Origin of the sequence: Paenibacillus sp. FSL M7-1414, from assembly GCF_038003195.1 — a bacterium.
Lineage (GTDB): Bacteria > Bacillota > Bacilli > Paenibacillales > Paenibacillaceae > Paenibacillus > Paenibacillus amylolyticus.
Genome location: NZ_JBBOOS010000001.1, coordinates 2,287,820 through 2,312,101, shown reverse-complemented (window position 1 = coordinate 2,312,101; position 24,282 = coordinate 2,287,820). Strand labels below are relative to the sequence as shown.

Annotated in this window: 15 protein-coding genes; 2 read left to right on the top strand and 13 right to left on the bottom strand. The window is 46.9% G+C overall.

Going from position 1 to position 24,282, the window contains the following annotated elements; all coding sequences use genetic code 11:
* Positions 1 to 2: 2 nt before the first annotated feature.
* Positions 3 to 1,346 (top strand): MFS transporter, encoded by a 1,344-nt coding sequence (locus tag MHH92_RS10485; protein WP_340903595.1) that lies wholly within the window; start codon positions 3 to 5, stop codon positions 1,344 to 1,346.
* Positions 1,347 to 1,499: 153 nt separating this feature from the next.
* On the opposite strand, the gene MHH92_RS10480 is transcribed toward MHH92_RS10485, so the two are convergent.
* From MHH92_RS10480 to yicI, 4 genes are all read right to left on the bottom strand, one after another.
* A complete protein-coding gene (locus MHH92_RS10480) occupies positions 1,500 to 2,801 on the bottom strand; it encodes an MFS transporter (protein ID WP_340903594.1) in 1,302 nt (433 codons plus the stop codon).
* Positions 2,802 to 2,883: 82 nt separating this feature from the next.
* Complete coding sequence (locus MHH92_RS10475; protein WP_340903592.1) at positions 2,884 to 5,841, bottom strand: glycoside hydrolase family 3 C-terminal domain-containing protein; 2,958 nt, start codon at positions 5,839 to 5,841, stop codon at positions 2,884 to 2,886.
* Positions 5,842 to 5,860: 19 nt separating this feature from the next.
* Positions 5,861 to 6,871, bottom strand: a complete 1,011-nt coding sequence (locus tag MHH92_RS10470; protein WP_340903591.1) for a phosphotransferase family protein — start codon at positions 6,869 to 6,871, stop codon at positions 5,861 to 5,863.
* 75 nt (positions 6,872 to 6,946) lie between these two features.
* Positions 6,947 to 9,265, bottom strand: coding sequence for an alpha-xylosidase (yicI, locus tag MHH92_RS10465; RefSeq protein ID WP_076318465.1), 2,319 nt, complete (start codon positions 9,263 to 9,265; stop codon positions 6,947 to 6,949).
* Positions 9,266 to 9,437: 172 nt separating this feature from the next.
* On the opposite strand from yicI, the gene MHH92_RS10460 reads away from it, so the two are divergent.
* Positions 9,438 to 10,358, top strand: a complete 921-nt coding sequence (locus tag MHH92_RS10460; protein ID WP_340903590.1) for an AraC family transcriptional regulator — start codon at positions 9,438 to 9,440, stop codon at positions 10,356 to 10,358.
* A gap of 170 nt (positions 10,359 to 10,528) precedes the next feature.
* Here the strand turns inward: MHH92_RS10460 and MHH92_RS10455 are convergent, their stop codons facing one another.
* From MHH92_RS10455 to MHH92_RS10415, 9 genes are all read right to left on the bottom strand, one after another.
* Positions 10,529 to 11,449: a hypothetical protein gene (locus tag MHH92_RS10455; RefSeq protein ID WP_076318463.1), complete on the bottom strand. Its 921-nt coding sequence runs from the start codon at positions 11,447 to 11,449 to the stop codon at positions 10,529 to 10,531.
* Positions 11,450 to 11,834: 385 nt separating this feature from the next.
* Positions 11,835 to 13,694: an adenine deaminase gene (locus MHH92_RS10450; protein WP_076318462.1), complete on the bottom strand. Its 1,860-nt coding sequence runs from the start codon at positions 13,692 to 13,694 to the stop codon at positions 11,835 to 11,837.
* A gap of 310 nt (positions 13,695 to 14,004) precedes the next feature.
* A complete protein-coding gene (gene helD, locus MHH92_RS10445) occupies positions 14,005 to 16,380 on the bottom strand; it encodes an RNA polymerase recycling motor HelD (protein ID WP_340903588.1) in 2,376 nt (791 codons plus the stop codon).
* Between the two features lie 244 nt (positions 16,381 to 16,624).
* A complete protein-coding gene (locus MHH92_RS10440; protein WP_340903585.1) occupies positions 16,625 to 17,116 on the bottom strand; it encodes a pyridoxamine 5'-phosphate oxidase family protein in 492 nt (163 codons plus the stop codon).
* A gap of 150 nt (positions 17,117 to 17,266) precedes the next feature.
* On the bottom strand, positions 17,267 to 18,334 hold the full coding sequence (locus MHH92_RS10435; RefSeq protein WP_017689291.1) for an FUSC family protein: 1,068 nt from the start codon (positions 18,332 to 18,334) through the stop codon (positions 17,267 to 17,269).
* Positions 18,335 to 18,634: 300 nt separating this feature from the next.
* Positions 18,635 to 19,306, bottom strand: a complete 672-nt coding sequence (locus MHH92_RS10430) for an HD domain-containing protein (RefSeq protein WP_340907658.1) — start codon at positions 19,304 to 19,306, stop codon at positions 18,635 to 18,637.
* Positions 19,307 to 19,358: 52 nt separating this feature from the next.
* Positions 19,359 to 20,798 (bottom strand): NAD-dependent malic enzyme, encoded by a 1,440-nt coding sequence (locus MHH92_RS10425; protein WP_074094504.1) that lies wholly within the window; start codon positions 20,796 to 20,798, stop codon positions 19,359 to 19,361.
* A gap of 211 nt (positions 20,799 to 21,009) precedes the next feature.
* Positions 21,010 to 23,082 carry a beta-galactosidase gene (locus MHH92_RS10420; protein WP_340903582.1) on the bottom strand — a complete coding sequence of 691 codons (2,073 nt, stop codon included), beginning with the start codon at positions 23,080 to 23,082 and terminating at the stop codon, positions 21,010 to 21,012.
* A 91-nt stretch (positions 23,083 to 23,173) separates the two neighbouring features.
* Complete coding sequence (locus tag MHH92_RS10415; RefSeq protein ID WP_083656916.1) at positions 23,174 to 24,259, bottom strand: glycoside hydrolase family 53 protein; 1,086 nt, start codon at positions 24,257 to 24,259, stop codon at positions 23,174 to 23,176.
* Positions 24,260 to 24,282 lie beyond the last annotated feature (23 nt).

Below are 24,282 nucleotides of genomic sequence, written 5' to 3'. Positions count from 1 at the left end.
TCATGAAAGAACAATCTACACAACAAGTTAGACTATGGACCACCGATTTTATACTGCTGATGCTGTGCAACTTCTTGTTGTTCTTGCAACTGCACATGATTGTCTCTCCGCTTCCGTCCTACGTTCAGGAGCGATTTCACGCCAATGCATTTGAAGTAAGTTTATTCACCTGTCTGTTTGCACTAAGTGCCATAGCAGCCCGTCTCTATTCCGCGAAAGCACTGGAGAAGGGTCTTCGTAACGCCATGATCTATATAGGCCTGTCCGTAGCCCTGCTGGCAACGCTCGGCTATTATTTTGCTGCCGGTATAGCTGTGCTCTTGTTGCTCAGAATGTTGTTTGGTATCGGGTTTGGTATGAGCAGTACCGCTTTTCCAACGATGGCCTCGGACATTGTGCCCGTGAAACGAATGGGTGAAGGTATGGGTTACTTTGGTCTATCGACTAGCCTGGCTATGTCTATGGGGCCAATCATTGGGGTCACTCTGCTCCAGGGAGCAGGTTTTGTAACCCTGATGTTATGTACTGCGGGTGTGCTAGCTGTGATCTATCCACTGAGTTATTCGCTGACACGCAAAAAAGCAGTCAGAACCGATAACAGTACAACCATCATGCCACAAGCCACAACAAGTGCTTCAGGGTCCAACCCAAAACAGAAGACACCTTTCAACCGCAAGCTGATTCTGCCCAGTGTGCTGAATTGCCTATTATCCATCACCTATGGCGGGCTTGTCGGATTCATCGTTTTGTATGGTAAGGAAGCCAATCTGGCCAATCCTGCGCTGTTCTTTTTGTTCAATGCACTCGCCGTGTTATTGGTCAGACCATTTGCAGGACGGATCTATGACAATAAAGGGCCAAAAGCACTGCTCATCCCAGGGGCAATATTCGTTGCTGTCGGCCTCATTCTGCTCTCGTATGCAACCTCCATGTCCCTCCTGTTCATTGCTGCCTTTATCTACGGAGTCGGTTATGGTTCCATGCAGTCGTCTCTGCAGACCTGGATGATTCAAGTTGTATCTCCTACTCAACGGGGTATGGCTAATGGTATGTTTTTGAACTCGCTGGATCTGGGTATTGCGACCGGTGCCCTTCTTCTTGGCGCCATTGCGGCCATAACCAGTTATACCGATATGTATCGATATTCCGTGATGTTTATGATTCTGTTCTTGCTTATATATCTGATCCAGGGAAAACGAAGCGGCAGCTTCTCCATTGAACCTCATGCTCTGCTCGCTCATACTCATATCACTGCAACGGAACCACCTCAAGATCAATCCAAGAATTCAGAATCTGGAGCCGGCAACACCGAAACTAGACAGTCGAATAAAAGTAAACACGAATGATTGGTTAAAGTCATTCTGAACATAAAAACGCGTTTACACCGAGAAAGCAAATTCATCCGCTTTCTTAGGCGTAAACGCGTTTTTTATTAAAACAGATTTGAATGTTAAACTTAAGACAGCATGGAAATGAACGCAGCGTACAGCACCGTCTATCTAAAATGGACTTTTCTTGCGACCTATGGGAGCATACCTCCTACTCGTCTGGATCACATCCATAGATGTTTCGTCCTGTTTCTGCTTGCTTCCTGAAGTAGGTTGATCTCCCTTATCCGGCTTAACTGCAAATAAGGTGAGTAATCCGCCCACTGCGCCAGACGCAGCGAGCACACCAAAAAGCAGGAAATGATGAGAACCGATCAACAAAGAAACGACAGGTGGACCAAGAGATACCCCAATGAATCGCATGCTGCTGAACAGAGCCGTAATTGTGCCCCGCTGTTTTTTGTCCACGCCTTCTGTAATCAAAGCATCCAGACATGGTAACGTTGCACCTATTCCGGCACTTCCCAATGTGAAAAGACCTACTACAACATAAATATTATCGAATAAACCTATAACGCCAAGGGATACCGTCAGAAGCGCAAGTCCTGCAAAGCCAAGCCATTTCATTCGCGTTTTGTTCTTCCCAATCCACTTCCCTGCCAGGAAAGAAGACAAACATAACGCTGCCAGCGGAATCGCAAGGACAAGTCCTTTAAGTACACCTTTCAGGGCAAATTCGCTCTCCAGCGTTTCGGATAGATAATATAACACACCAAAGATGACAAACATGCAAATACCACCGATTGCAAACAACGCATACAACCAGCGTCCCTTTTCTTTTAATACGTCACGAATGGATGCCACAAATTCAGTAAAGGTGGGAGGCTTTTCTTTTTTCCGGGGAGTCTTCACCAGGAAAATAACAAGGACCAGCGAAAGCACACAAAGGATAGGAATAGCCATGAATGGCGCATACCAAAACCAGACTGCCAGCGCTGCACCCAGAATCGGACTTATGACTTTACCAAACGTATTCGAGGTCTCAATGATACCCAGACTTTTGCTTACTTCGTTCTCATCATTAAACATGTCCCCAACCAACGGGATAACAATAGGAAATGCGCCGGCAGCGCCTATTCCCTGCAATAACCTGCCACCCAGAATGGTCCAGTAGGCTATGTTTCCGTTCAGCATCCATGCTGCCACACCAGCTACAGCACCTCCGACGGCTGCAATAACGAGGCTGGGAATGATAACTGCTTTTCTGCCAAAACGATCCGACAAGTACCCTGCAAGAGGAATAAGCAGGATGGCAACTACAGCGTAGACTGTAATGAGCATACTGACCTTAAATGCAGATACCTTCAACTCACGTTCAATCTGTGGCAGGATCGGTATAAGCATGGAATTACCCAAGGTCATAATTAAAGGGATGGAAGCAAGTGCGACGAGGTCCCACTTTTTATCGTTCATACCACAACCACCTTTACAGATTCTACACACAACAGCATTATTGTGCTTGTTTCGGAGGTTGATTATTCAGGACATGCTACAACTACAACAATCTAAAGTGCCGTAACGCTGCTCCACCTTTGAAGACAATATATAGCTCATTCACCTTATGTGGCGCCTCAAGCAAACACTGAACCGTTGCCCACTTGATATCTTTCCCATTCACACTGCCTCCAGGTCCAGAAACTTCACACACACCGAGCAGTTCGCCCTCCAGTCCTCCGGAACGAATCTCCAGTCTGCCCTCTTCCCCAAAAGCTGCCACTCTGGCTTCAAATCCTTGTACTTCTTGAACAGCATTATGGTTGAAAGAGATCCAAGACGACTGACCCTCTCGATATAAGGGTTCCTCTGGAGTGATTGCCCGAACTGCCGAACGTCCTTCCAGACATTCATCCAGTAGAACACCTGCACAAGCATCGTAATTCTCGGCAAAGGTAAGCAAATACAGCGGACGATCCGGAATCGTCTCACCTTCAATTTTAATATCAGCCGACTGACGTATATCTGCGGAAGAACGCCCTGCCAGGATGGCCCAGGTTGCTGTCTCCAGGCAGTATCGATCTCGGGTAACATCCCATAGCGCCAGCTTCTGAACAGGAACCTCGAAACTTATCGTAACGCGCGTCCCTGCTTTGACATGAACACGACGGAAAGCAAGCAGTTGCTTCTGAGCGCGTTTCACACGCGAGGTATGTGAATATCCATAAATCTGAACGACTTCATCACTGTTACGTTCACCCTTATTGTGTACCTCCACCTCAATCTTCAATTGATCTGTGGTGGCGGCTTCCGCCGAAGCACTTCGACTTACACGAATCGCTTTGTATTCGAATTCCGAATACGTCAGGCCATGACCAAATGCATATTGAACCGGTCCTTCATGATACATATAAGTCATGCCATTCTGAATGATGTCATAATCCATCATGTCAGGAAGCTGTGATTCGTCTTCATACCATGTCATATTCAATCTGCCTGCCGGGGCATAATGACCTAACAGCACATCTGCAAGCGCGTTCCCCAATTCCTGACCTGCATGTGTCATATAAATGATTGCGCGGGCAATGCCTTTTAACTCCTGCAAGGCAAATGGATAACTGCCCATAATGACAACCACTGTATTGGGATTGGCTTCACACACGGCTTTGACAAGCTCGACCTGACTCGGCGGAAGCAGCAGACTTGGGCGGTCAATTTCTTCTTTGCCGTTGATATATGGGCTGTTGCCAACAATAACGACAGATGCCTGACTGCTATGTGCAGCTTCTACGGCTTGTTGTATTCCGCTGTTCACAATATCAATATTGAATGCAGAAGGTCTCTGTGTATTGCCTGGTGTTTGACTTAAGTGTCCAGAGTCACCAATATCATTCGGATTTGTACCTTTACCTGTAGCTGTAGTTTGTTCTCCTTGTGGCCGGAGTGGTGATACAGCAGACTGTCCCTGATATTCGCTCAGTCCAACAGGGGTCCCGTTCCAAGACCGCAAGGTGTTACTTCCATCCGTTAGAGGATCTATACGAACAACTTCCTTCACAAACCAACCACCAATCTCCGGTGCGTTTGCCTGATAGATGCCTTGCTCGGTTAAGCTAACGTATCGATTATTGTTTACACTTCTCAGCGTATGACTTCCCCAACCCCAATCCTGATGTACAAATTCGACGGCTGTAGGTGCACTGACTTCCGGTATAGCGACGAGTGTACCTTCCACACCCAAGGTTATAACCTGACCGTCTGTTGTCTTCAGCTGAATACGGTCATTCCCATCCACATAGGTCACGTCTGCTTCAGGTAGGCGATTGCGCAATCCATCGAGGACGGATACACGATAAGGCAGTGTGCCACTGTACCAATCGGTATAGACAACATCTGCAAGCGGCCCAATCACACTGATTTTCTGCAACACTTCTGGCTGCAACGGAAGCAAACCATCATTTTGGAGCAAAACAATCGATTCGGCAGCGGCACGATAACTAAGTTTGGCATGTTCCGGTGCACATAATAACGACTCGGGAATAGACGCATATGGGTTGAGTCCAGACTGATCGAGTTGTCCAAGTCGCATTCGCACACCAAAGATGTTGCGGATCGCTCTGTCCAAATCAGCTATTTCCAACAGATTCTTTTCAAGAGCCTCCTCCAGAGCAGATACAACAAGATCAACTTCATCTGTAAGACAATCCACTCCTGCCTTCAACGCACCTGCTGCTGATTCGGCATGACTGGTGTGATAACCATGATAGTTCACCGTCTGTGACAGGTCTCCACCATCACATACAATGAAACCTGGCATCGCCCACACACCCTTAACCACATCATTCACATATGGACTTTCAATGGCAGGTGTACCATTGATGGAATTGTAAGCTGTCATCATGGACAAGGCTCCACCTTCCACAAATGGTGTCTCAAATGCTTTCAAATAATATTCCCGCAGATTGCGCGGATCGATGCTGGATGAACAATTCAGCCGATCTTTCTCATTATTATTGGCAAAAAAGTGTTTCAATGTCGCGACCATTTTCAGATAAAAAGGATCATTTCCCTGCATGCCTTTGACGAGAGCCGCCGACATTTCTCCCGTGAGGACCGGGTCCTCGCCATATCCCTCTTCCGTTCTGCCCCAGCGTGGGTCACGTTCCAGATCAACCGTTGGTGCCCATAATGTTAACCCGTGAACTTCAGGATTACGGTGATGATATGCCCTCGCTTCATCGCCAATGACTGAACCAATCTCCCGCATGAGACTTGTATTCCAGGTACTTGATAGACCGAGCGGTTGTGGAAATACCGTTGCCTCCCCTTTCCATGCAACCCCGTGGGCAGCTTCACCCCCAACGTTGTAGGCTGGAATGCCCAGTCTTGGTACAGCTGCTTCGCGTGTAGGAATTAGTCGGATCTTCTCCTCCGTTGTCAATCGTGCAATCAGGTCATCCAACCTTTCCTCAAGTGAAAGTGACGCGTCCCACATCGGGTATTGATGATACTCCTTCATCCTTCATTCCCCCTGCGAATTAGTTAAGTCCAAGTTGCTTCCATTGCTGCAGTAAATCCAGCGTGCGCTGGCGATACTTCTGACCATCTTCAGGTTGATTAACCTGATGTTCATGAACGTAGGCATTAAAATACGAAGACAGTATTCGATAGGCAAGCCTGCGTGCCTGTCCTTCAGCGGATGAGTCCAGTGGACGATCATATCCTTCATGAAAAGCCGCTGATTCTGACGACAATATGGCTTCAAACTCCCTGTCGGCAAACATGGAACGATCTCCGTCGATGATGGCCGCAATGTTTAGCTCACCATTTACCTGATGAACAAGTACATTTGCTTCCCACAGGTCATTATGAACGAGTACCGGACGGGTCACTTGATCAAATAAGTCTTTATTTTTGATGAAAATAGCAACGATCTCTTCTCCCACACCTGACATATAATTGACTTGTGCCGCTTTAAGTGCCGTTTCTTCTGCAAAAGAGTGCAGCACCTCGGACCATTGATCCGATCCTTTAATCGTCCCATCCCCCTGCGGCCAGCCAAACGATGTACCCTCGATCTGATGCATGATGGCGGTATAGGCGCCAAGCTGATGGTACAATCGCTCTTTGTTTATATCTGAAATCGATGCGTGATCGAGCTGCTTACTCGGGATAAACTCCATAAACATGTACGTTCTTGGAATGATCGATCCGCTGTCATCACAAGCGATAATGTTGGGAGCAGGAATACCTGCGTTACGGTAATATTCATACACAATCGGTTCAGCCGCCATCATCGTACGTTCAAACGAAAATAGGGGATCACTCGCAGAACCAGCCGTCATCTCACCCCGCTCTGGAGCCAAACGTAAAATCACATCCGTATAGGATGTATGCTCAAGGTGAATCCGATAGGTTGTATTAAAAAGTCCACCTTGCAGGAGACCAAACTCCTTCACTTTGGTATCGCTTCCAAAATTAATTTCTACCAGATGATGCAGCATCTCTGCTGATATCGTGCAGTGCAAACCAGAATTCATTGTACTCATTTCATTCAATCTCCTATCATCGTAGACAAACAGACGGCACCTTTCGGCACCGTCCTTTTCTTTTACTATATCATTTTACAGTTGGATTGTAAGCGCGTTTGCGCCTGTTGCTGCTGTAACAACAACACCATTTGCACCAGACACTTGGGAACCACCTTCAACGCTGGATACACTTTCAATACCGCGAAGCACGATGTTCCAAGGTTTACCTGCACCTTCAGCACGAACATCCAGCACTGATCCATTACGTGTAACGTTAACTGTCAGCTCCTGTTCAGCAGCTTGGTTCACAACGACAGCTTGAGCCGTTTGACCATCAGCCAGTTCGAACAAGTGCAGGGACACATCATTTGCAAAGTCGTAATCCGGTTTACTATCCACAGCACCCACAGCGATCAGACTGTTTGGCTTAATCATCATTGGCAGTGTTTTGAAGTCATGATTTTCACTGATCCAGCGTCCACCTTGTACTTTCGCTCCTGTCAGATAGTTCGTCCAAGTTCCTTCAGGCAGGTAGTAGCGCACATCGCCTTCCTTATTGAAGATTGGAGCCACCAGAATTGAATCACCAAACATATATTGCGTATCCAGGCTGTATGTTGTTGGGTCCTCTGGGAAGTCCAGCAGCATAGCGCGCATCATCGGAATACCTTTTACCGTCGACTCCACCGCAGAATTGTACAGGTACGGCATCAGGCTGATTTTGAGTTTGGTAAAGTCACGAACAACGTCCACGGATTCCTCGTCAAACAGCCAAGGCACACGATACGAAGTGCTTCCGTGCAGGCGACTGTGTGAAGATAACAGTCCGAATTGTACCCAACGTTTGTAGACATCAGGGCTCGCTGTGCTTTCAAAACCACTGATATCATGGCTCCAGAATCCGAAACCGGAAAGCCCCAGTGAGAGGCCACCACGAAGTGATTCAGCCATGGATTCATACGTGGAAGAGCAGTCACCACCCCAGTGAACCGGGAACTGTTGCCCACCTGCTGTTGCAGAGCGTGCAAACAGGGCAGCTTCGTTTTTGCCAATCTTCTCTTCGAGCAATTCAAATACAGCTTTGTTATAGAGCTGTGTATAATAGTTGTGCATTTTAACCGGATCAGAACCATCGAAGTACACAACATCTGTCGGAATTCTTTCACCAAAGTCAGTCTTGAAGGAATCTACACCTTGATCCAGCAGGACTTCCAGCTTGCTCTTATACCAGTTCACAGCATCCGGATTCGTGAAGTCAACCAGAGCCATACCTGCTTGCCACATATCCCATTGCCATACGCTGCCATCCGCTGTTTTCACCAGATAACCGTTCTCCATACCTTCATCAAACAAGTAGGACTTTTCTGCAATATATGGATTGATCCAAGCACAGATTTTAAGGCCCTTCTCTTTCAGACGTGCAAGCATGCCTTCTGGATCCGGGAACATCGCTTCATCCCATACAAAATCAGACCATTGGTATTCCTTCATCCAGAAGCAGTCAAAATGGAATACAGACAACGGAAGATCACGTTCAGCCATGCCATCTACGAAATGATTAACCGTTGCTTCGTCGTAATCCGTTGTGAATGACGTTGTCAGCCACAGACCAAAAGTCCATGCCGGTGGAAGCGCTGGTTTACCTGTTAATTTCGTATAATTATCAAGTACATCCTTTGGATTGTCACCGCCGATAATGAAGTACTCCAACGTCTCGCCTTCTACGCTGAACTGAACTTTAGATACATTCTCGGATGCAATCTCATACGATACGCGTTCAGGATGGTTTACAAATACGCCATATCCTTTATTGGACAAATAAAACGGAATGTTTTTATAGGACTGCTCACTGCTTGTACCGCCGTCCTCATTCCAGGTATCGACGATTTGACCATTCTTAACAAACGGTGTGAAGCGCTCACCTAGTCCGTAAACGTATTCACCAATACCTAGATCAAGCTGCTCCCGGAAGTACGCTTCCTTGCTTGGACCTGTAATATAACCGGCAGCTCTTTGACCGCTACCTGTAATGCGTTTTCCTCCATATAGGAAGCTAACGTCCCAACCGTTTGTTTTGTCGATTTGAACTTCCAGGTTGCCGCTTTTCAAAACTGCGCCTTGTTCATTTTTTGAGATCTCAACGTTAGCTTCTTGTGTGTTAAGCTCAAATACAGGCCCTTTTTTCACTCCGCCTTTATGATGATTCAAGGTTACACGAATAACGTTAGGCATTGGTGAGCTGTACGTTGCTTTCAGCAATGTACCGTTCAACGTGTCGCCTTTGCTGCGAATATATTTAGTTGCCGCATATACGGTCAAAGAATTATCTTTTTGCACAATATCACGAATGTCAGTCGGGTTTTGAATCTGGTACCCTTCACGAGTCATCCAGAATCCATCAGTAAATTTCATGTTTTCTTTCCCCCTTTGGTTATATTATAATAATATTGATATTAATAACGAATTTCTTCTCTTATTTTGACCAAATATATCACGATTTTGATAATAAACATCCGATTCTTGAACATCATCACCAATCTATGGAAACGATTACATTAATAATGATACAAAAGGAGAATCTGATATGGAACGTGAACGATTACGGGAAGACCGGATTCACGGCAATGCCATGTATCCCGTCAGTGTGTACCCAGATATTCAACAACTGAACGGGGATAGCATTCTCGATTGCCACTGGCATGATGAGATGGAGTTCACTATGGTGACCCAGGGCTGCGCCGTCTTTCAGATCGATATGAACACTGTTGAGGTCCAAGCTGGAGAAGCGATTTTCATCAATAGAGGCGAGATTCATGCGGGGTATCTGAAGAGTGATGTGCCCTGCGTATTCTCTTCCATTGTATTTAATCCCGAGCTGCTTGGCAGCCGTACCTTCGATACGGTCCAAGAGAAATTCATCGGTCCACTGATACGCAAAACGGTGATTCCCCCCAGTCATATCAAGGCAGATGAGAATTGGGGACAAGAAATTTTGGATCTCCTGAAACGTATATTTGCAGACCATGCCACCCGAACCGAAACGTGTGAAATGTCAACAAAAGCGTACCTGTACCTCATATTTGCCCGAATGTTCGAACATATGAGACCTGCTCCGCTCAAAGGCACTGTGGCTACTGGGAGTCATGACAAGGTAGAGCGCCTGAAATCCGTGCTCGGGTACATCCACAAACGTTATCCTGAACCATTAAAGCTGAAAGAACTGGCCGATGAAGCCAATATGAGCGAAGGACACTTCTGCCGTTTCTTCAAACAGATGGTGCAGAAAACCCCAGTTGATTACATTAACTATTACCGCGTTCAACAGGCCTGCGTTCAGCTTGAGAATACGGATCACAAAATTGTTGATATCGCCATGGATGTGGGTTTTGAGCATCTAAGCTACTTCATCACTACATTTAAAAAGCATAAAGCCACTACACCTTCACAGTATCGCAAAATGTTCTATGAGAACGTAGGAATGGAGTCTGCCCTGGTTCAGGTGTAAAAGGGTGTAAAAGAAGAAGGTGCTCACAGCATTCAGCTGCAAACACCTTCTTTATCTTCTTTATCAACTTTCCTGGGAACGAGTGAGGTAACGATCTGAGCCACATTGTCTCAGGTTAGAACTCATTTCATGTGCTGCTATCAGCCTTACGCTTTGAAGCTAACAGTGTCTCACTTTTTCAGCGTCTTCCATGAAGTGTACTCATGTACGGAGAAACCGTTAAAGGACGCATGTACTGATGCCATTTTTTCGACCAATTTTAATTGTGCTTCCATATAAGCAGATCCCTCTTCATAAAAAGTAATGAAGTCACCTTCCTTGCTTTGCTTTGTTTCCACGGCGATTGAGATCGTCTTGCCAAGCAGAGCTGCTTCTGCAAGTTCATCCTTCGCTACACTATAGATTGCAGCAGCTGTATCGCGGTAAGCCATAATGGTGATGGAATCAAACTTGCGAATCATCCAGCTGCTTACGGCCATTGTTGAACCCGGAATTTTGTAGTTATCCAGCCAAAAAGGCAGATCAGCCGCTACCGGCATCTTCATCCGTGATGCTCGCTCAACAATGTACTCCACATTTCCTTGCCACTGGGTAATCACACTGGCCTGATTGATTTTCCACTGCGGGTGCACATGTGGCTCAATATCCAGATGAATACCAGCAAATTTCTCATTGGACAACGCCTGTGCCTGATATGCCTCGATCCAGTCCAGGAAAGATGCAATCTGCTCCCGACTTTCCGTCAATCCCCAGGCTGATCTTCCATCCATGACGTCAACTGCAATGTTCTTGGCTCTCGCCTGGCGGATAAAGCTTTTATACTCAGGAATCTTTATATCCCGGTTCATCTGCAGATAGATCGTATTGATCTTGTTCGCTGTAGCGTAATTTAACACCTCTTGAGGATTACTTCGGATCTGGGTGGTATCCCACACCCAAGTCGCTCTCACCGGCACATCAAGCTCTCCATGAATCGTTGCATAACTGTCGACCGAACCATCCGCAATGGCTTTGGAAGAACAGGCTGTACTCGCACACAGGATCAAACAACTCAGTAATAAGATAAAACGGTAACCGCTTTTGCTTTTCATATTTGTACACTCCCTCTGAAGTTATCAGCTCTGACGTGCAAATCTGGATGAAATTGTGTCGTTTCATATTCATTTAATGGATACTTATTAGGTACGACGAATTTGTATTGCTTTTATATGCAATATCATCTTTAAGACTTACGACGAAAGAATCATATAACTATATTTCGGGAATTCGTAGTTCTGTATGTATAGTTCAAAAGTCACAATTATTTATTATTTTCAAATTCAATCCTTATTCCAGCATGACTTCAGTCATTATTGCCATATGTACACCAAGCTCCAGAAGACCTAGAAAGCGTTTTCTCTCAAAATACACCAAAAAACCGCCCTAAGGCGGCTTTATATGAAACCCTATTTAATGATGTCTAGTCGACATTTCCGTTCATTCATTTCCCGATGGAGCTACCGGTGTATTGTCAACCACTTCATCGAAAAGAGACACCAGTTCAATACCTTCTGCCGAAATCCGCACAAGACCCTTGTCAGACAAACGTAATTCTGGAATCACAACCAGTGCGAGCAACGAAAGCGTCATGAACGCATTATTCAACGTACATCCTGCGGACTGTAAAGCTTCACTGACTGCTGCCGATTGGGCTGCAACGACTTCGAAAGATTCAGTTGACATCAAACCTGCAATCCGCAGCGGGAATTCGGTTACCCCTGCTGCCGTTACCACGGCCACCCCGCCCTGCATACGAATGACGCGATTACCGGCTTCAGCCATTAGCGCATCATCATTACCGATAATCAACAGGTTGTGACTATCATGAGCAACCGTCATCGCAATCGCTGCAGGTGATGTGAAGCCGATGCCTCCTACAAGCGCTACCGCCCGATTCCCGGTTTGTTTGTGACGCTCCAATACCGCAATTTTACATACTTCCCCTGAAGTTGAAACCACAACCTTGCCGTTCTCTACAGTAACAGGCAGGTGTTTCTCCTTTGTATCCACATGGTTCTCTGTCACATGAATGATTTTGGCGCCAATCGTCCCCTCTGCAATCGGCGCAGCCAACTCCAGATCTTCTGGCTGAATATTAGCTTCTAACTTCACCGTGTTCAGCGCTTCCTCCGGGTAGGTGAAGCTGTCCCAGACCGCCGTCATTTTCCCATTCTCCGCTACAACTTGCCCGGCAGCAATCGTCATGCCTACACGTACATCCGCCAACCGACCGTCCAGCAGAATAATATCGGCTATATTGCCCGGAATGACCGCACCAATGTCGCGCGCAACACCAAAGCGCTCAGCCGTGTTAATGGTTGCCATCTGGAAAGCCGTAACCGGCTTCACCCCTTGGGAGATTGCGAGACGAACAACAAAATCCATATGCCCTTCTTTGAGCAAGGATTCAGAACTTCGATCATCAGTCACCAGCATCATCCGGCGTGTATCCAGACCAAGCTCAGTGCAGGCTTTGATCGTCTCAGCCACATCATGCCATGCCGAACCTTGACGCATCTTCGCGTACATTCCGAGTCGCAGACGTTCAACCACATCTTCCTTGGTCACACATTCATGATCCCCTGTAACTCCACTCGCTGCGTAGGCTGGCAGACGCCAGTCATCTGCAGCCCAGGTGAAATGACCGTCTGCCACTTTACCTGCCCGGAGCGTTGCCTGTATCTCACCAATCATCGTCTCATCCCCATAGACCACTCCAGGGAAGTTCATCACTTCACCAAGACCAATCATGTCCGGACCCCAGGAAAGAGCCTCAGCTACCTCTTCAGGCCCGATATAAGCACCTGTTGTCTCCAATCCTGGATGCGTGGAAGGCACACAGGAAGCCACCTGCATATAAGCTGCCATCGGTGTGGTCCGTGCTTCATCTAGCATCAGTCTCAGACCTTTCAGACCAAGCACGTTGGAGATCTCATGTGGGTCAAAGAAACCTCCGGTCGTGCCTGAAGGCAATACCGCTCTCGCAAACTCGGTTACTTTCATCTGTGTACTTTCGATATGGCAGTGTCCATCCAGCAGACCAGGAGCGATATACTTACCGTTTGCTTCAATGATCCGGGTATGTTCTCCGATGGTGTGGCTCACATCTTTACCGACATAAGCGATTCGAGCTCCCTGTACAGCTATGGACATCTCAGGCAAAATCTCACCCGATATCACGTTTACCAGCGTACCTCCCCGAATGACCAAAGTCGCTGGCAAATCTCCCCGTGCTGTAGCGACCAGATCCGGTACACAATCGGCCATAAGTGGCCGTTCAAAAGATGATTTGTTCATTTTGTTGCCTCCTTTAATAAACGATCCAAAAAAAATATATTGTTACGATTATATGAGTCCGGACCTCATGTGTAAAGAAAAATCACATCCATTGTCCTTGAATACAAATTATCAAGTCATTTTTATCCACGGGACCCAATCCTTACGAATTCACGTTAGGTATTTTTATCAATACGATCACCTATATGGCTGTAACCTCATTACGTATAATTCCCTCGCTAAGCTAGCTTCTTCCCGATATATGTATCATATACAGAAAAACTCCCGTTCCATTGAACGGAAGCCTTCCTCATGCATATGAAGTGTTATGTCAGTCCACTTGCGCAGTAGACACCTTGCCAAGATCATACTGTTCTTCCGACTGGGCGGTAATGAACGGACTCGGTGTGCCCACGCAGTAAACATGCAGCAGATGCATGGCTCGTGTGCAAGCCGTATAGAACAACTTGCGTTCATGCTCCTGAGCATACTGCTCCGCAGAGCCGTCATAGATCAGGACAGCATCGAATTCCACACCTTTGGCCAGATACGCTGGGATGACATGAACACCCTGCTCAAAAGCCAGCGTCGTTTTCTTGATTAACTTCGGTGCTGTGGGCAGCGCCTTACTCAATGCAGCATGTACGTCTCTGCTCTCTTCGGCGGTTTTGCAGATAACTGCAACCGATTCGTACCCTTCCTTAATCAAGTGCTTGAGGTCTGTCGTGATGACATTCATATGACGCTCTGAATCAGAAGAAACGATCACTTTAGGTTTCTCACCGCTGCGGTTAAATGGAATAATCTCTTCCCCACCAGGCACCATGCCACGTGTAAACTCCACGATCTCCCGGGTAGATCGATAACTTCTGGTCAGCTCAATGACTTCCGTGTTGTCTGGTCCGTACAGGTTAGTCAAGGGTCCTGTTCCACTAAGTACTGAAGAGTGGGCATAGATTGCCTGATTAAAGTCACCAAGTGCTGTTATTTTCGCCCGTGGGAACAATCTCTTCATAAATGCCAACTGAAACGCAGAATAATCCTGGGCTTCATCAATAATGACATGACGAATATTCGAGTTAATATGGAATCCAAGCATAAGCTCACGCAAGTACAAGTATGGCGTAATATCTTCATATGCTAACTCCTGAAGCTTCAATCTGCGTAAAGTCATCTTACAGATTTCATCCCATTGAGCAGGCAGCGCTTCATCACCCAGTAATCGTTCCATCTGAGCCTGATCGTTGAATAGATGTGCATATAATTGTCTTATATCAACGAATCGTAAGGACTTAATCCATTTTCGCAACGGTTTGAGTCGGTCACTGACCACCATACGTGCCAGAATCCCTCTTTCCTGCTCGAAGTCATTAAACGTATGGGTCTTTCCTTTTTGCTTGCGCTTCAACCGTTGATACGCACGTTGCAGATCCTCCGGCTCCATCAGATCAAGCTGCTGATCAACCCAAGGCGCATCCAGTTCACCTTTACCAAAGGCAGACAGTTCTTTCAGCATCCAGTCCCGTAACAGCTCCAGTCGACTCACCAGCTTAACGGATGACTCGAAGCTGTAGAATTTCTCTGCCATAGCCTCTGACGTGACAATCGCTCGGCCCTGGAAGCGAACCGGCTTGAATTTCATGCCACCTGACAACATACTTTCCTTATAACGTGTAATCACCTTGAGGAACGTTTCGGACGACTTGAAGCGAATGCTGGACATCCGAACATCGTAATCGGGATCTTCCGTCCCCGTAAGTACATATTCGAGTTGAATAAACGGATCTTCCAGTTGATATTCACGACCCAAACGGCGCTCCAGATACTCCTGGAAGGTCGTTTGCAACATGTTTTCCTCCCCAAGCTCAGGCAGTACCGTGGAGACATAACTGTTGAACATTGGATTTGGTGAAAAAAGAACCATCTGATCCGCTTGCAGATGCTCGCGGTATTTATAAAGAAGATATGCCACACGCTGGAGCGCCGCGGATGTTTTGCCACTGCCGGCTGCGCCTTGCACAATGAGCATACGTGTCCGGTCATTACGAATAATCCGGTTTTGCTCCTTCTGAATGGTCGCTACAATACTCTTCATCTGTGCATCCGAAGTTCGACTGAGCACGGCCTGCAACAACTCATCACCAATCGTGACCCCTGTGTCAAACATAAACCGGATACGACCATCCCGAATGACAAACTGTCGCTTCATCTCTATATCACCGCTGATCTCCCCACTGGGTGTATGATACGTGATTGGACCCGGCGCCCCGTCATAATACAGGTTGGAGATCGGTGCACGCCAGTCGTAAACCAGAAAGGATTCTTCCTTCTCATCCAGCAACGATGCAATACCCAGATAAATGCGTTCTGCATTTGGATACCCGTCTTCCTTGAAATCAATGCGGCCAAAATATGGTGAGTGATGCAGTCGTTTCATTTTGTCCAATGCAGCCGCTGTATTTAGATGGCTGCGCTCCCGATCGGATAGTACCTGTGACTGCTGCCGCATGCTGGTTGATGTCTCTCCGACATCGTCCGCTTCGCTAAAGTTCATCGTGACTTCGTCCCAGAAGTCTTTTCTCATGCCAACCACTTCGTCACGGAAGGAACCAACTTCATCTTCCAGCGTTGAGATCTTGCGTTCAATCTGATCGGTCACGGTGTTGACCCGTTGTTGTTCCACATTCCATTGCTGATCTGTACTCATATGTTAATAGCCCCTCTTTCCCCGGATTGTGTCCTCAAAATCCCATTTGACAAGCCCGAAAAGGCAATGGTATAATTATTAGAAAGTAAACATTTTAATTATATGTTAATTAGTTCTAATTTTCTGAAAACCATTTTTTATTGTACCAGTGACAACGTCCCGATGCAAGCGGAGGCGTTTTTTGTTGTTTTCTTCTTCATTATTACCCAATCACCGGGTCCTCAACTGACTTAGCTACTCCTGCCTACTTTCGTAATTCTTCAATCGTCTCTTTCCAGCGTGTAATTGCTCCAAGTTCATCTTTTAATTGAAAGGTTATTCCTGAAGTGATCTCCGCATATGGCGCGTGATCCACACGTACCTGGAGCACTTGTGCTTCAAAACGATCTCTCGGATGAACAGCCCCCTTCATCTCAGGCAGCCGTTCTACTTCTATACGGATATGCAACAATCGATGTCCTTGAACCGCAATCAAGGTAGCCTTGCCTGTTTTGCTCATGTTCATACTGGTCTGTGTACCTGGCCATAGAGCCAGTCTAAGCTGATGCGGATTTATCGCAATCACTTCCCCCATACTGATCATCGCCTGATGCGGCCACTGATCCTCAGATACAGTCAGCAGTTGCATGGCTTCATGCTGTTTATGCCCCAGATTTGTCCCACTCAACCATTCCATTAGTTCAGCGTCCAATTCCTCTATAATCATGTCTCTATCCCTCAGTTCGTTAATGTTCATTCATGCCCTTCAGCCGTATGTATGACAAAACAACCCGGACACGATTGTCCGGGCTATGTTGTAACTACATTGTATATGATCCCCAAGCAGGTACGCAATTCGCACGTAGAGAGGTTGTTCAAAAAGTCTACTTTTGATTACGAATCATGCCTAAGGCCACTTAAGCCAATTCAAAATTTTGTCCTGCGATTCTTTGTCTTCACTGGCGCTATGCACATGTTCGGCAAGTCGATTTAGACGTTCCAACTGATATCCATAATCATAAATGGCAGCAGCCACGATGGACAATCGTAACATCCCTTCCTTGTCGATATCAAACTGGGTGATCGCCTGCTCCATGAAACGGTCATTATCCAATACAAACTGTGCGGCCTCTTCCCCATTAGGTTTCAGCTTATCCTCGAACTTGAGCAGTGCATGCTCATGGAATTTGATAACCAGTTCAAGATGTGAGTCAAAAAACTGATCCATGGCCGTTGTCCGCGGTGCCTGGAAATAGTGGCGTTCCACCGAATCCAGCACCTCATACCCTTTTTGCAAACTCAGCAGCATTTGTTTGTAGACCACCATCTGACGAGTTTCGCTGAATTTCGAACGTTTCATCTTTTTCTGTTCCTCTTCGAACAAGTTATACTTGTCGGACAAAGACTTAATGGAACCGCCCAGGTTGCTTTTCTCCTCCCGGAATACAACTTCCTTGATCTCGTCCGAGATCGAAGTTCGCAGAAGCAACGACATACCGCTGAATACACTATGGATCTGCTTCACGAACTGAACTTTCGGTTTCGGAGGAAATACCGTAATGTTGATGAGAAACGCCGATACAATACCAACCAATGTCAACAGAAAACGATTGAGTGCAAAATGCCAATCACCCGAGGCTTCCATAATGGATACAACCGTGACCAGTGTCAGGCCAACCGTCTCACCCATATTCAATTTAAGACAGATCATGATGACAAGTACAATAATTAATCCAACGGCGATTGGCTCATTGGACAACACCATGCCCCCCACCAGGGCGACAATAGCTCCCAGCGTGGTCGTTTGCAATTGATCCAGGAAGTATTTCCAGGAACGATAGATGGAAGGCTGCATGGCGAATATAGCCGCGATTGCGGCAGGCACGGGAGATTGCGGGTTCAAGAACAGGCTGCTTAGGTACAAGGCAAGCGTGACCGCGATCCCCGTCTTAAGTACACGCGCACCAAACGACATGGTGGTGACCCCTCCTCTTTACCGAACCTGAAATTTTACATTTGATAATCATGTTCATTATTACCCCATATTTCTTTTTTTGCCTGAATTCATTCAGGAGAACGATTTATTGTACCATGTAAGGTCTTCCGTTGCCATGTCATAAGTCAGAGGTATTATGAAATTGATTCCTTTATGTATGTTAATACACATTATTAACCCAAAAAGAAGCAAATCTTCAAAATGGATTTTCACCACTTCAAAGATTCGCCTCTGTTACTTATGATACCTCTGTGGAATGCTCATGCTTATTATGCCTGCCTAACGGTCCCTGCCCTCCCATTCCCTTTTGAACTGGTCCACAAACTGCACCATATAATCATGACGCTGTTCCGCCAGCTCCTTGCCATAGGAGGTATTCATCAGATCCTTGAGCTTGAACAACTTCTCGTAAAAGTGATTTATCGTTGTGCTGCGCCCATTGCGATATTCCTCACGGGTCATCTGCTCCCGTGGGGGAAGGGACGGATCGTACATCTCGCGCCCTCTGGCGCCTGAAAAGGCAAAGGTTCGCGCGATCCCAATCGCACCCAATGCATCCAGTCGATCCGCATCCTGTACAACCTGTGCTTCAAGCGAGCTGACCGCAGGACGCTGTCCTCCCGCATATGAGATGGTGCTAATAATACCCACAACCTTATTACGTATATCCGGGTCAAGAGGCTGGGTATCCAGCCAGTCATTCAGTTTGGCCATCCCGGCTTCCAAGCTCTCATTCAGCTTCTCATCCGGTACATCATGTAATAATGCAGCCAGTTCGCAGACAAATGGATCTGCACCCATACGGTGAGCGAGTTCAACCGCAAGTGCGGTTACCCGTTCAATGTGCGGCCAGTCATGGCCATCACTATGCTTGGATGAGTCCCCTTGAACAAAGGATCGGGCGGCGCGCAGAACAGCCTCTCCTGCCGTTATTCCATCTATATTATGCATGTGCCCTAATTCTTGCAGATTCCCACCAGGTTGAAGAGGGTTCTCTGACATCTTACGATTCCCCGCCTTCACGGGCCTGTTCACGAGGAATACGTCGAGCTACACCCGTCTTAATAGCTGCTTCTATTACGCGACTGCGCATCGATTTGACTACTTTATCATTGAACACACTCGGAATAATGTAATAACGTGTACGCTCTTCGTCCGTAATGGCCGAAGCAATCGCTTGCGCGGCTGCCAGCTTCATTTCTTCATTAATTTCGGTGGCTCGGCAATCCAAAACTGCCCTGAAGATGCCCGGGAAACATAACACATTGTTAATCTGATTCGGATAATCGGATCGTCCTGTTGCCATTACAGCCACAATGTCTTCCACCAAGGCAGGCATAATCTCAGGCACCGGGTTTGCCATTGCAAACACGATTGGATCTTCTGCCATGGTCTGTACATCTTCGCGAGTTAACAGATTCCCGCGGGATAGGCCAATGAACACATCGGCTCCACGAATGACATCACGCAGCGAACCAGTCTCCAGTTCGGGATTAGTACGAGCTGCATAATCACTCCAGACTTCATTCTCATAGGTTTGTGTCCGTACAATTGCACCCTCACGATCGACACCTATAAGCCGGCTGGCCCCCGCGGACAATAATATATTGCTGCACGCTACACCTGCTGCACCGATGCCACAGACCACAATCTTAACATCTTCAATGGACTTGCCCACCAGTTTGAGCGCATTGATCAGACCAGCATATAACACAACCGCTGTGCCATGCTGGTCATCATGAAATACAGGAATGTCCAATTCCTCATTCAGACGACGTTCAATTTCGAAACAACGCGGTGACGAGATATCCTCCAGATTAATGCCGCCAAAACCAGGTGATATCGCTTTCACAGTACGTATGATTTCCTCGGTATCCTGTGTGTCCAGGCAGATTGGGAAAGCATCCACACCAGCAAACTGTTTGAATAACATCGCTTTACCTTCCATGACAGGCATCGCTGCACGGGGACCAATGTTGCCCAGTCCAAGTACCGCACTGCCATCAGATACGACGGCTACTGTATTCCGTTTAATTGTCAATGAGAAGGCTTTGCCGGGTTCTTCTGAAATGGCTGAACAGACACGAGCCACATCCGGAGTGTACACACGTGACAGATCTTCCCGGTTTTGAATCGGGGTCTTTGGTGTTACTTCGATCTTACCGCCCAGATGAAGCAGGAACGTCCGATCCGATACATTAATAATGGACACACCTTTGAGCTGGCGCACCCCTTCTATAATTTTACTGTTATCTTGTGCATCTGTAACTGCGACCGTCAAGTCGCGCACGCTTACATCCTGATTGGTGGAAATCACGTCGATGGCAATGATGTCTCCCCCTGCTTCCGAGATGGCCGAAGCCACTTCGCCAAACTTGATATCCTTAGTTGTCATTTCCAGTCGAATAATAATGCTGTTACCATCCAGATTCCTTTGATTCATTTCCATTCCTCCCAGACTGAAAGTCTTGAGTTACATGTTACGTGTTTGTCTTCGCTGCGCGGACACGTTTATCCTTTATCTTGTCCAGAAAAAGTCGTTCAACAGCCAAATGCATAAAATAAAAAAGATGCCCTGAACACCAATGCAGGCGTTCAGGGCACTCTTTTTCTAATTACTAACTTCATTTATTTAGTAACATATAGAATCTACATTATTTCCGGGCAGCCGGTCTGCGCAGAACACAAATGTCATATGGCTTCAAGCTGAGACTTGCTTTCACAGCATCACCACTGAGCAGATCGGTATAGGACTGTCCATCTAGTTCAACCAGCTTCTCATCTGGCGTGTAGTTCTGTACAAACACATAATCTGCTGTACCATCTGTACGCGTATGTGCCGTTGTTCCGGCAGGCAGCTCAGTTTCAAGTCCACGCTCAATGTTCAGGTCAGCGATTAGCTTCGCATAGAAATCATCATAGAATGGTGCTTTCAGACGTGTCGCTACGTAATATGCTTTTCCTGAACCCAACTGGTTAACCGTCAATGCAGGGCGTCCAGCATAGAAGTCAGAACGGTACGTAGCCAGGGACTTCGCGCCTTCCAGATGAATCAGATCACACAGTTCAATTGCATCATACGCTGTATTGAGCTGAAGCTCATTGCCCTTCTCCGGAATGATTCCGTTCAGATCACGATCATGCAATCCGTCAATTTCCTCGGACCAGATGCCAAGTGTCTTACGCAGCGGGCCTGGGAATCCACCCAGGAAACACAGATCGTTTTCGTTAACAATACCAGACCAGTAAGTTGCTACAAACGTACCACCTTGTTCTACAAACTTTTCAATACGTTCCCCGACACCTTCACGTACCAGATAGAGCATTGGCGCAATCAGCAGCTTGTACTTGGACAGATCTGCATCCATATCAATAACGTCTACAGCGACTCCCTTTTTCCAAAACGCTTCGTAATGCTCTTCCACGGTCTGCTCATACTTCACACCGATATTACGCGGACCCTGGGAATCATTAACGGCCCAGCGGTTTTCCCAATCAAATATGATTGCAACTTCTGCCGGAACCGCTGTTCCTACAATCGCTTCCATACCTTCAAGAGCCGTTCCAACGTCGGTAACATCTTGGAACACTCGAGTGTGTTCCGTTCCTACGTGGTCTACTACCGCACCATGAAGTTTCTCACTGGACCCCCGGCTTTTTCTCCATTGGAAGTACTGAACACTATCGGAGCCATGTGCCACAGCCTGGAGAGAAGAGAGCAGATGCATGCCAGGTTTTTTCAGCTTGCTGACATCTTGCCAATTCGTCGAACTTGGAGTACTCTCCATCAGCAAGAACGGCTGACCGCCTTTGATGGAACGAACGATATCATGCATCATCGCGATACGTGATGCCTGTTTCGCGTCGTCATCGGCATCATGCCAAGTCGGATAACTGTCCCAAGAGAGGAAATCCAGAATATCAGCGAACTTCCAATAGTTCAGACCACCATAGAATTCCATCAGGTTGGTTGTGACTGGCAGATCAGGATTCTGAGCTTTTAATGGTTTCGTTTCATGCACGATAAAATCAGCTGTCTGATCCGTAACGAAACGGCGCCAGTCCAGATTCATTGCGTGTACCTGTGTCTCACCGTGTGGCGCCGGAGATTCCACTTGACTCCAGTCTGTAACCGTATGGCTCCAGAATGTGGTCCACCACGAATGATTCAGTTCATCGAGTGTTTTATACTTCTTCTGAACCCAACCACGGAATGCTTCCTGACAATAATCACAATGACAGTCTCCGCCGAACTCGTTCGAGATATGCCAGCCAATTACAGCCGGATGATCCGAATAACGTTCTGCCAGTTTTGTGTTGATCGCAGTAACCTTCTCACGGTATACCGGGGAAGTATAACAGTGGTTGTGACGGAAACCATGCAGATTGCGGACACGCTTCTCGGATACACGGAGCACTTCCGGGTACTTCGCGGACATCCAAGCAGGTCTGGCACCACTTGGTGTAGCGAGGAATGCATAGATACCGTTTGCTGCAAAACGATCCAACACCTGATCCAGCCATTCAAACGTGTATACGCCCTCTTCCGGCTCAAGGGATACCCACGAGAAGATACCAATGGACATCACGTTACACTTGGCAAGCTTCATCAAGCGAATATCTTCTTCCAGAACTTCAGGATAGCGGAGCCATTGCTCCGGGTTATAGTCTGCGCCATGCAACATGTGCGGGGCTTTGGAACTTACAGGTGGAAATTTGTATGTCATAAGGACAACTCCCTTGCTTTAATTACTGTTTTTTTAGTTTATATACGATAACGATAACAACGACTTCACAGACGATACGTATTACGCTAGATTACACGTATGTCACAACATCTGATTCTTCAACAGTAGCAAGTGCTGTAAACGATTCCAACTTGCGACCTTTAAAATCAAACATGGTGAGGTTGCCCCAGTTATTCGGATGTCCGACGGACCATTCTTCTTTACTTGGTATCCAGGCAGGTTCCCAATAATAGAATCCGTGCCCCAAACCACCAGGAACTTCGCGAATAATCTGCAATAGATCCTTCAGATATTTGGTCTGTCCCTCTACACTTGCAGGGTATCCTGGTAACAACATATCTTCCTGATTCAAAATCCATTCAATGCCTTCCGGCTGCTCCAGCGTCCAGGGATAAGCGGTTTCAACTACATTGATAGGTTTGCCATAACGCTCAGCCAGATCATGAAGATTGTCACGTAACGCATCGAGTGTTCCATGCCACCAAGGGTAATACGAGAGACCAATGATATCAAACTCCACACCCAGTGCTTCAAAGCGATCGTAAAACTTGCGGCTCTCGGCGTTATCTCCACCACGATCAATATGTATCATAATCTGAATATCCGCGTCAACGGATTTGACCGCAGCAATCCCATACTTCACAAGGCCTGCAAAACGCTCCCACTGTTCATCCGTATCATGCTCTTCTCCACCCACACGTCCCTCATTCCATAACATGCCTGGTGTAATCTCGTTGCCCACCTGCACCATGTCCGGAAGCGCATCGTGTTCCTTCAACGTTCTCAGAACGTCAGCCGTATACATGCATACCGCACGTTGAAGCTCTTCATAGGACAGATTCTCCCATGCTTTCGGCTTCCATTGATTGGCTGGATCAGCCCAGCGATCAGAATAATGGAAATCAAGCAAAAATTTCAATCCCTGTTCCTTGATCCGTTTGGCTATCTCCACCGTCCGCTCCAGATTGCAGAATCCACCAACAGGATCATTCCAGATTCGAAGTCGTATCGCGTTAGCGTCATTAATCTTCAGGATGGACAGCAAGTCTTGTTCCTTGCCATCCACATCACTATAACTCCCGCCATGCTGTTCGATTTCATCCATAAAGGACACATCCATTCCCAGAATGAATGTTTTTTCCGTCAAGTTGCTCACTGTATCAACCTCCATTAATTTGG

Excerpts from the sequence above, each read along its gene's own strand:
- MHH92_RS10485 (WP_340903595.1), top strand. The coding sequence starts at position 3 with ATGAAAGAACAATCTACACAACAAGTTAGACTATGGACCACCGATTTT.
- MHH92_RS10480 (WP_340903594.1), bottom strand. The coding sequence starts at position 2,801 with ATGAACGATAAAAAGTGGGACCTCGTCGCACTTGCTTCCATCCCTTTA.
- MHH92_RS10475 (WP_340903592.1), bottom strand. The coding sequence starts at position 5,841 with ATGAAGGAGTATCATCAATACCCGATGTGGGACGCGTCACTTTCACTT.
- MHH92_RS10470 (WP_340903591.1), bottom strand. The coding sequence starts at position 6,871 with ATGAGTACAATGAATTCTGGTTTGCACTGCACGATATCAGCAGAGATG.
- yicI (WP_076318465.1), bottom strand. The coding sequence starts at position 9,265 with ATGAAATTTACTGATGGATTCTGGATGACTCGTGAAGGGTACCAGATT.
- MHH92_RS10460 (WP_340903590.1), top strand. The coding sequence starts at position 9,438 with ATGGAACGTGAACGATTACGGGAAGACCGGATTCACGGCAATGCCATG.
- MHH92_RS10455 (WP_076318463.1), bottom strand. The coding sequence starts at position 11,449 with ATGAAAAGCAAAAGCGGTTACCGTTTTATCTTATTACTGAGTTGTTTG.
- MHH92_RS10450 (WP_076318462.1), bottom strand. The coding sequence starts at position 13,694 with ATGAACAAATCATCTTTTGAACGGCCACTTATGGCCGATTGTGTACCG.
- helD (WP_340903588.1), bottom strand. The coding sequence starts at position 16,380 with ATGAGTACAGATCAGCAATGGAATGTGGAACAACAACGGGTCAACACC.
- MHH92_RS10440 (WP_340903585.1), bottom strand. The coding sequence starts at position 17,116 with ATGAACATTAACGAACTGAGGGATAGAGACATGATTATAGAGGAATTG.
- MHH92_RS10435 (WP_017689291.1), bottom strand. The coding sequence starts at position 18,334 with ATGTCGTTTGGTGCGCGTGTACTTAAGACGGGGATCGCGGTCACGCTT.
- MHH92_RS10430 (WP_340907658.1), bottom strand. The coding sequence starts at position 19,306 with ATGCATAATATAGATGGAATAACGGCAGGAGAGGCTGTTCTGCGCGCC.
- MHH92_RS10425 (WP_074094504.1), bottom strand. The coding sequence starts at position 20,798 with ATGAATCAAAGGAATCTGGATGGTAACAGCATTATTATTCGACTGGAA.
- MHH92_RS10420 (WP_340903582.1), bottom strand. The coding sequence starts at position 23,082 with ATGACATACAAATTTCCACCTGTAAGTTCCAAAGCCCCGCACATGTTG.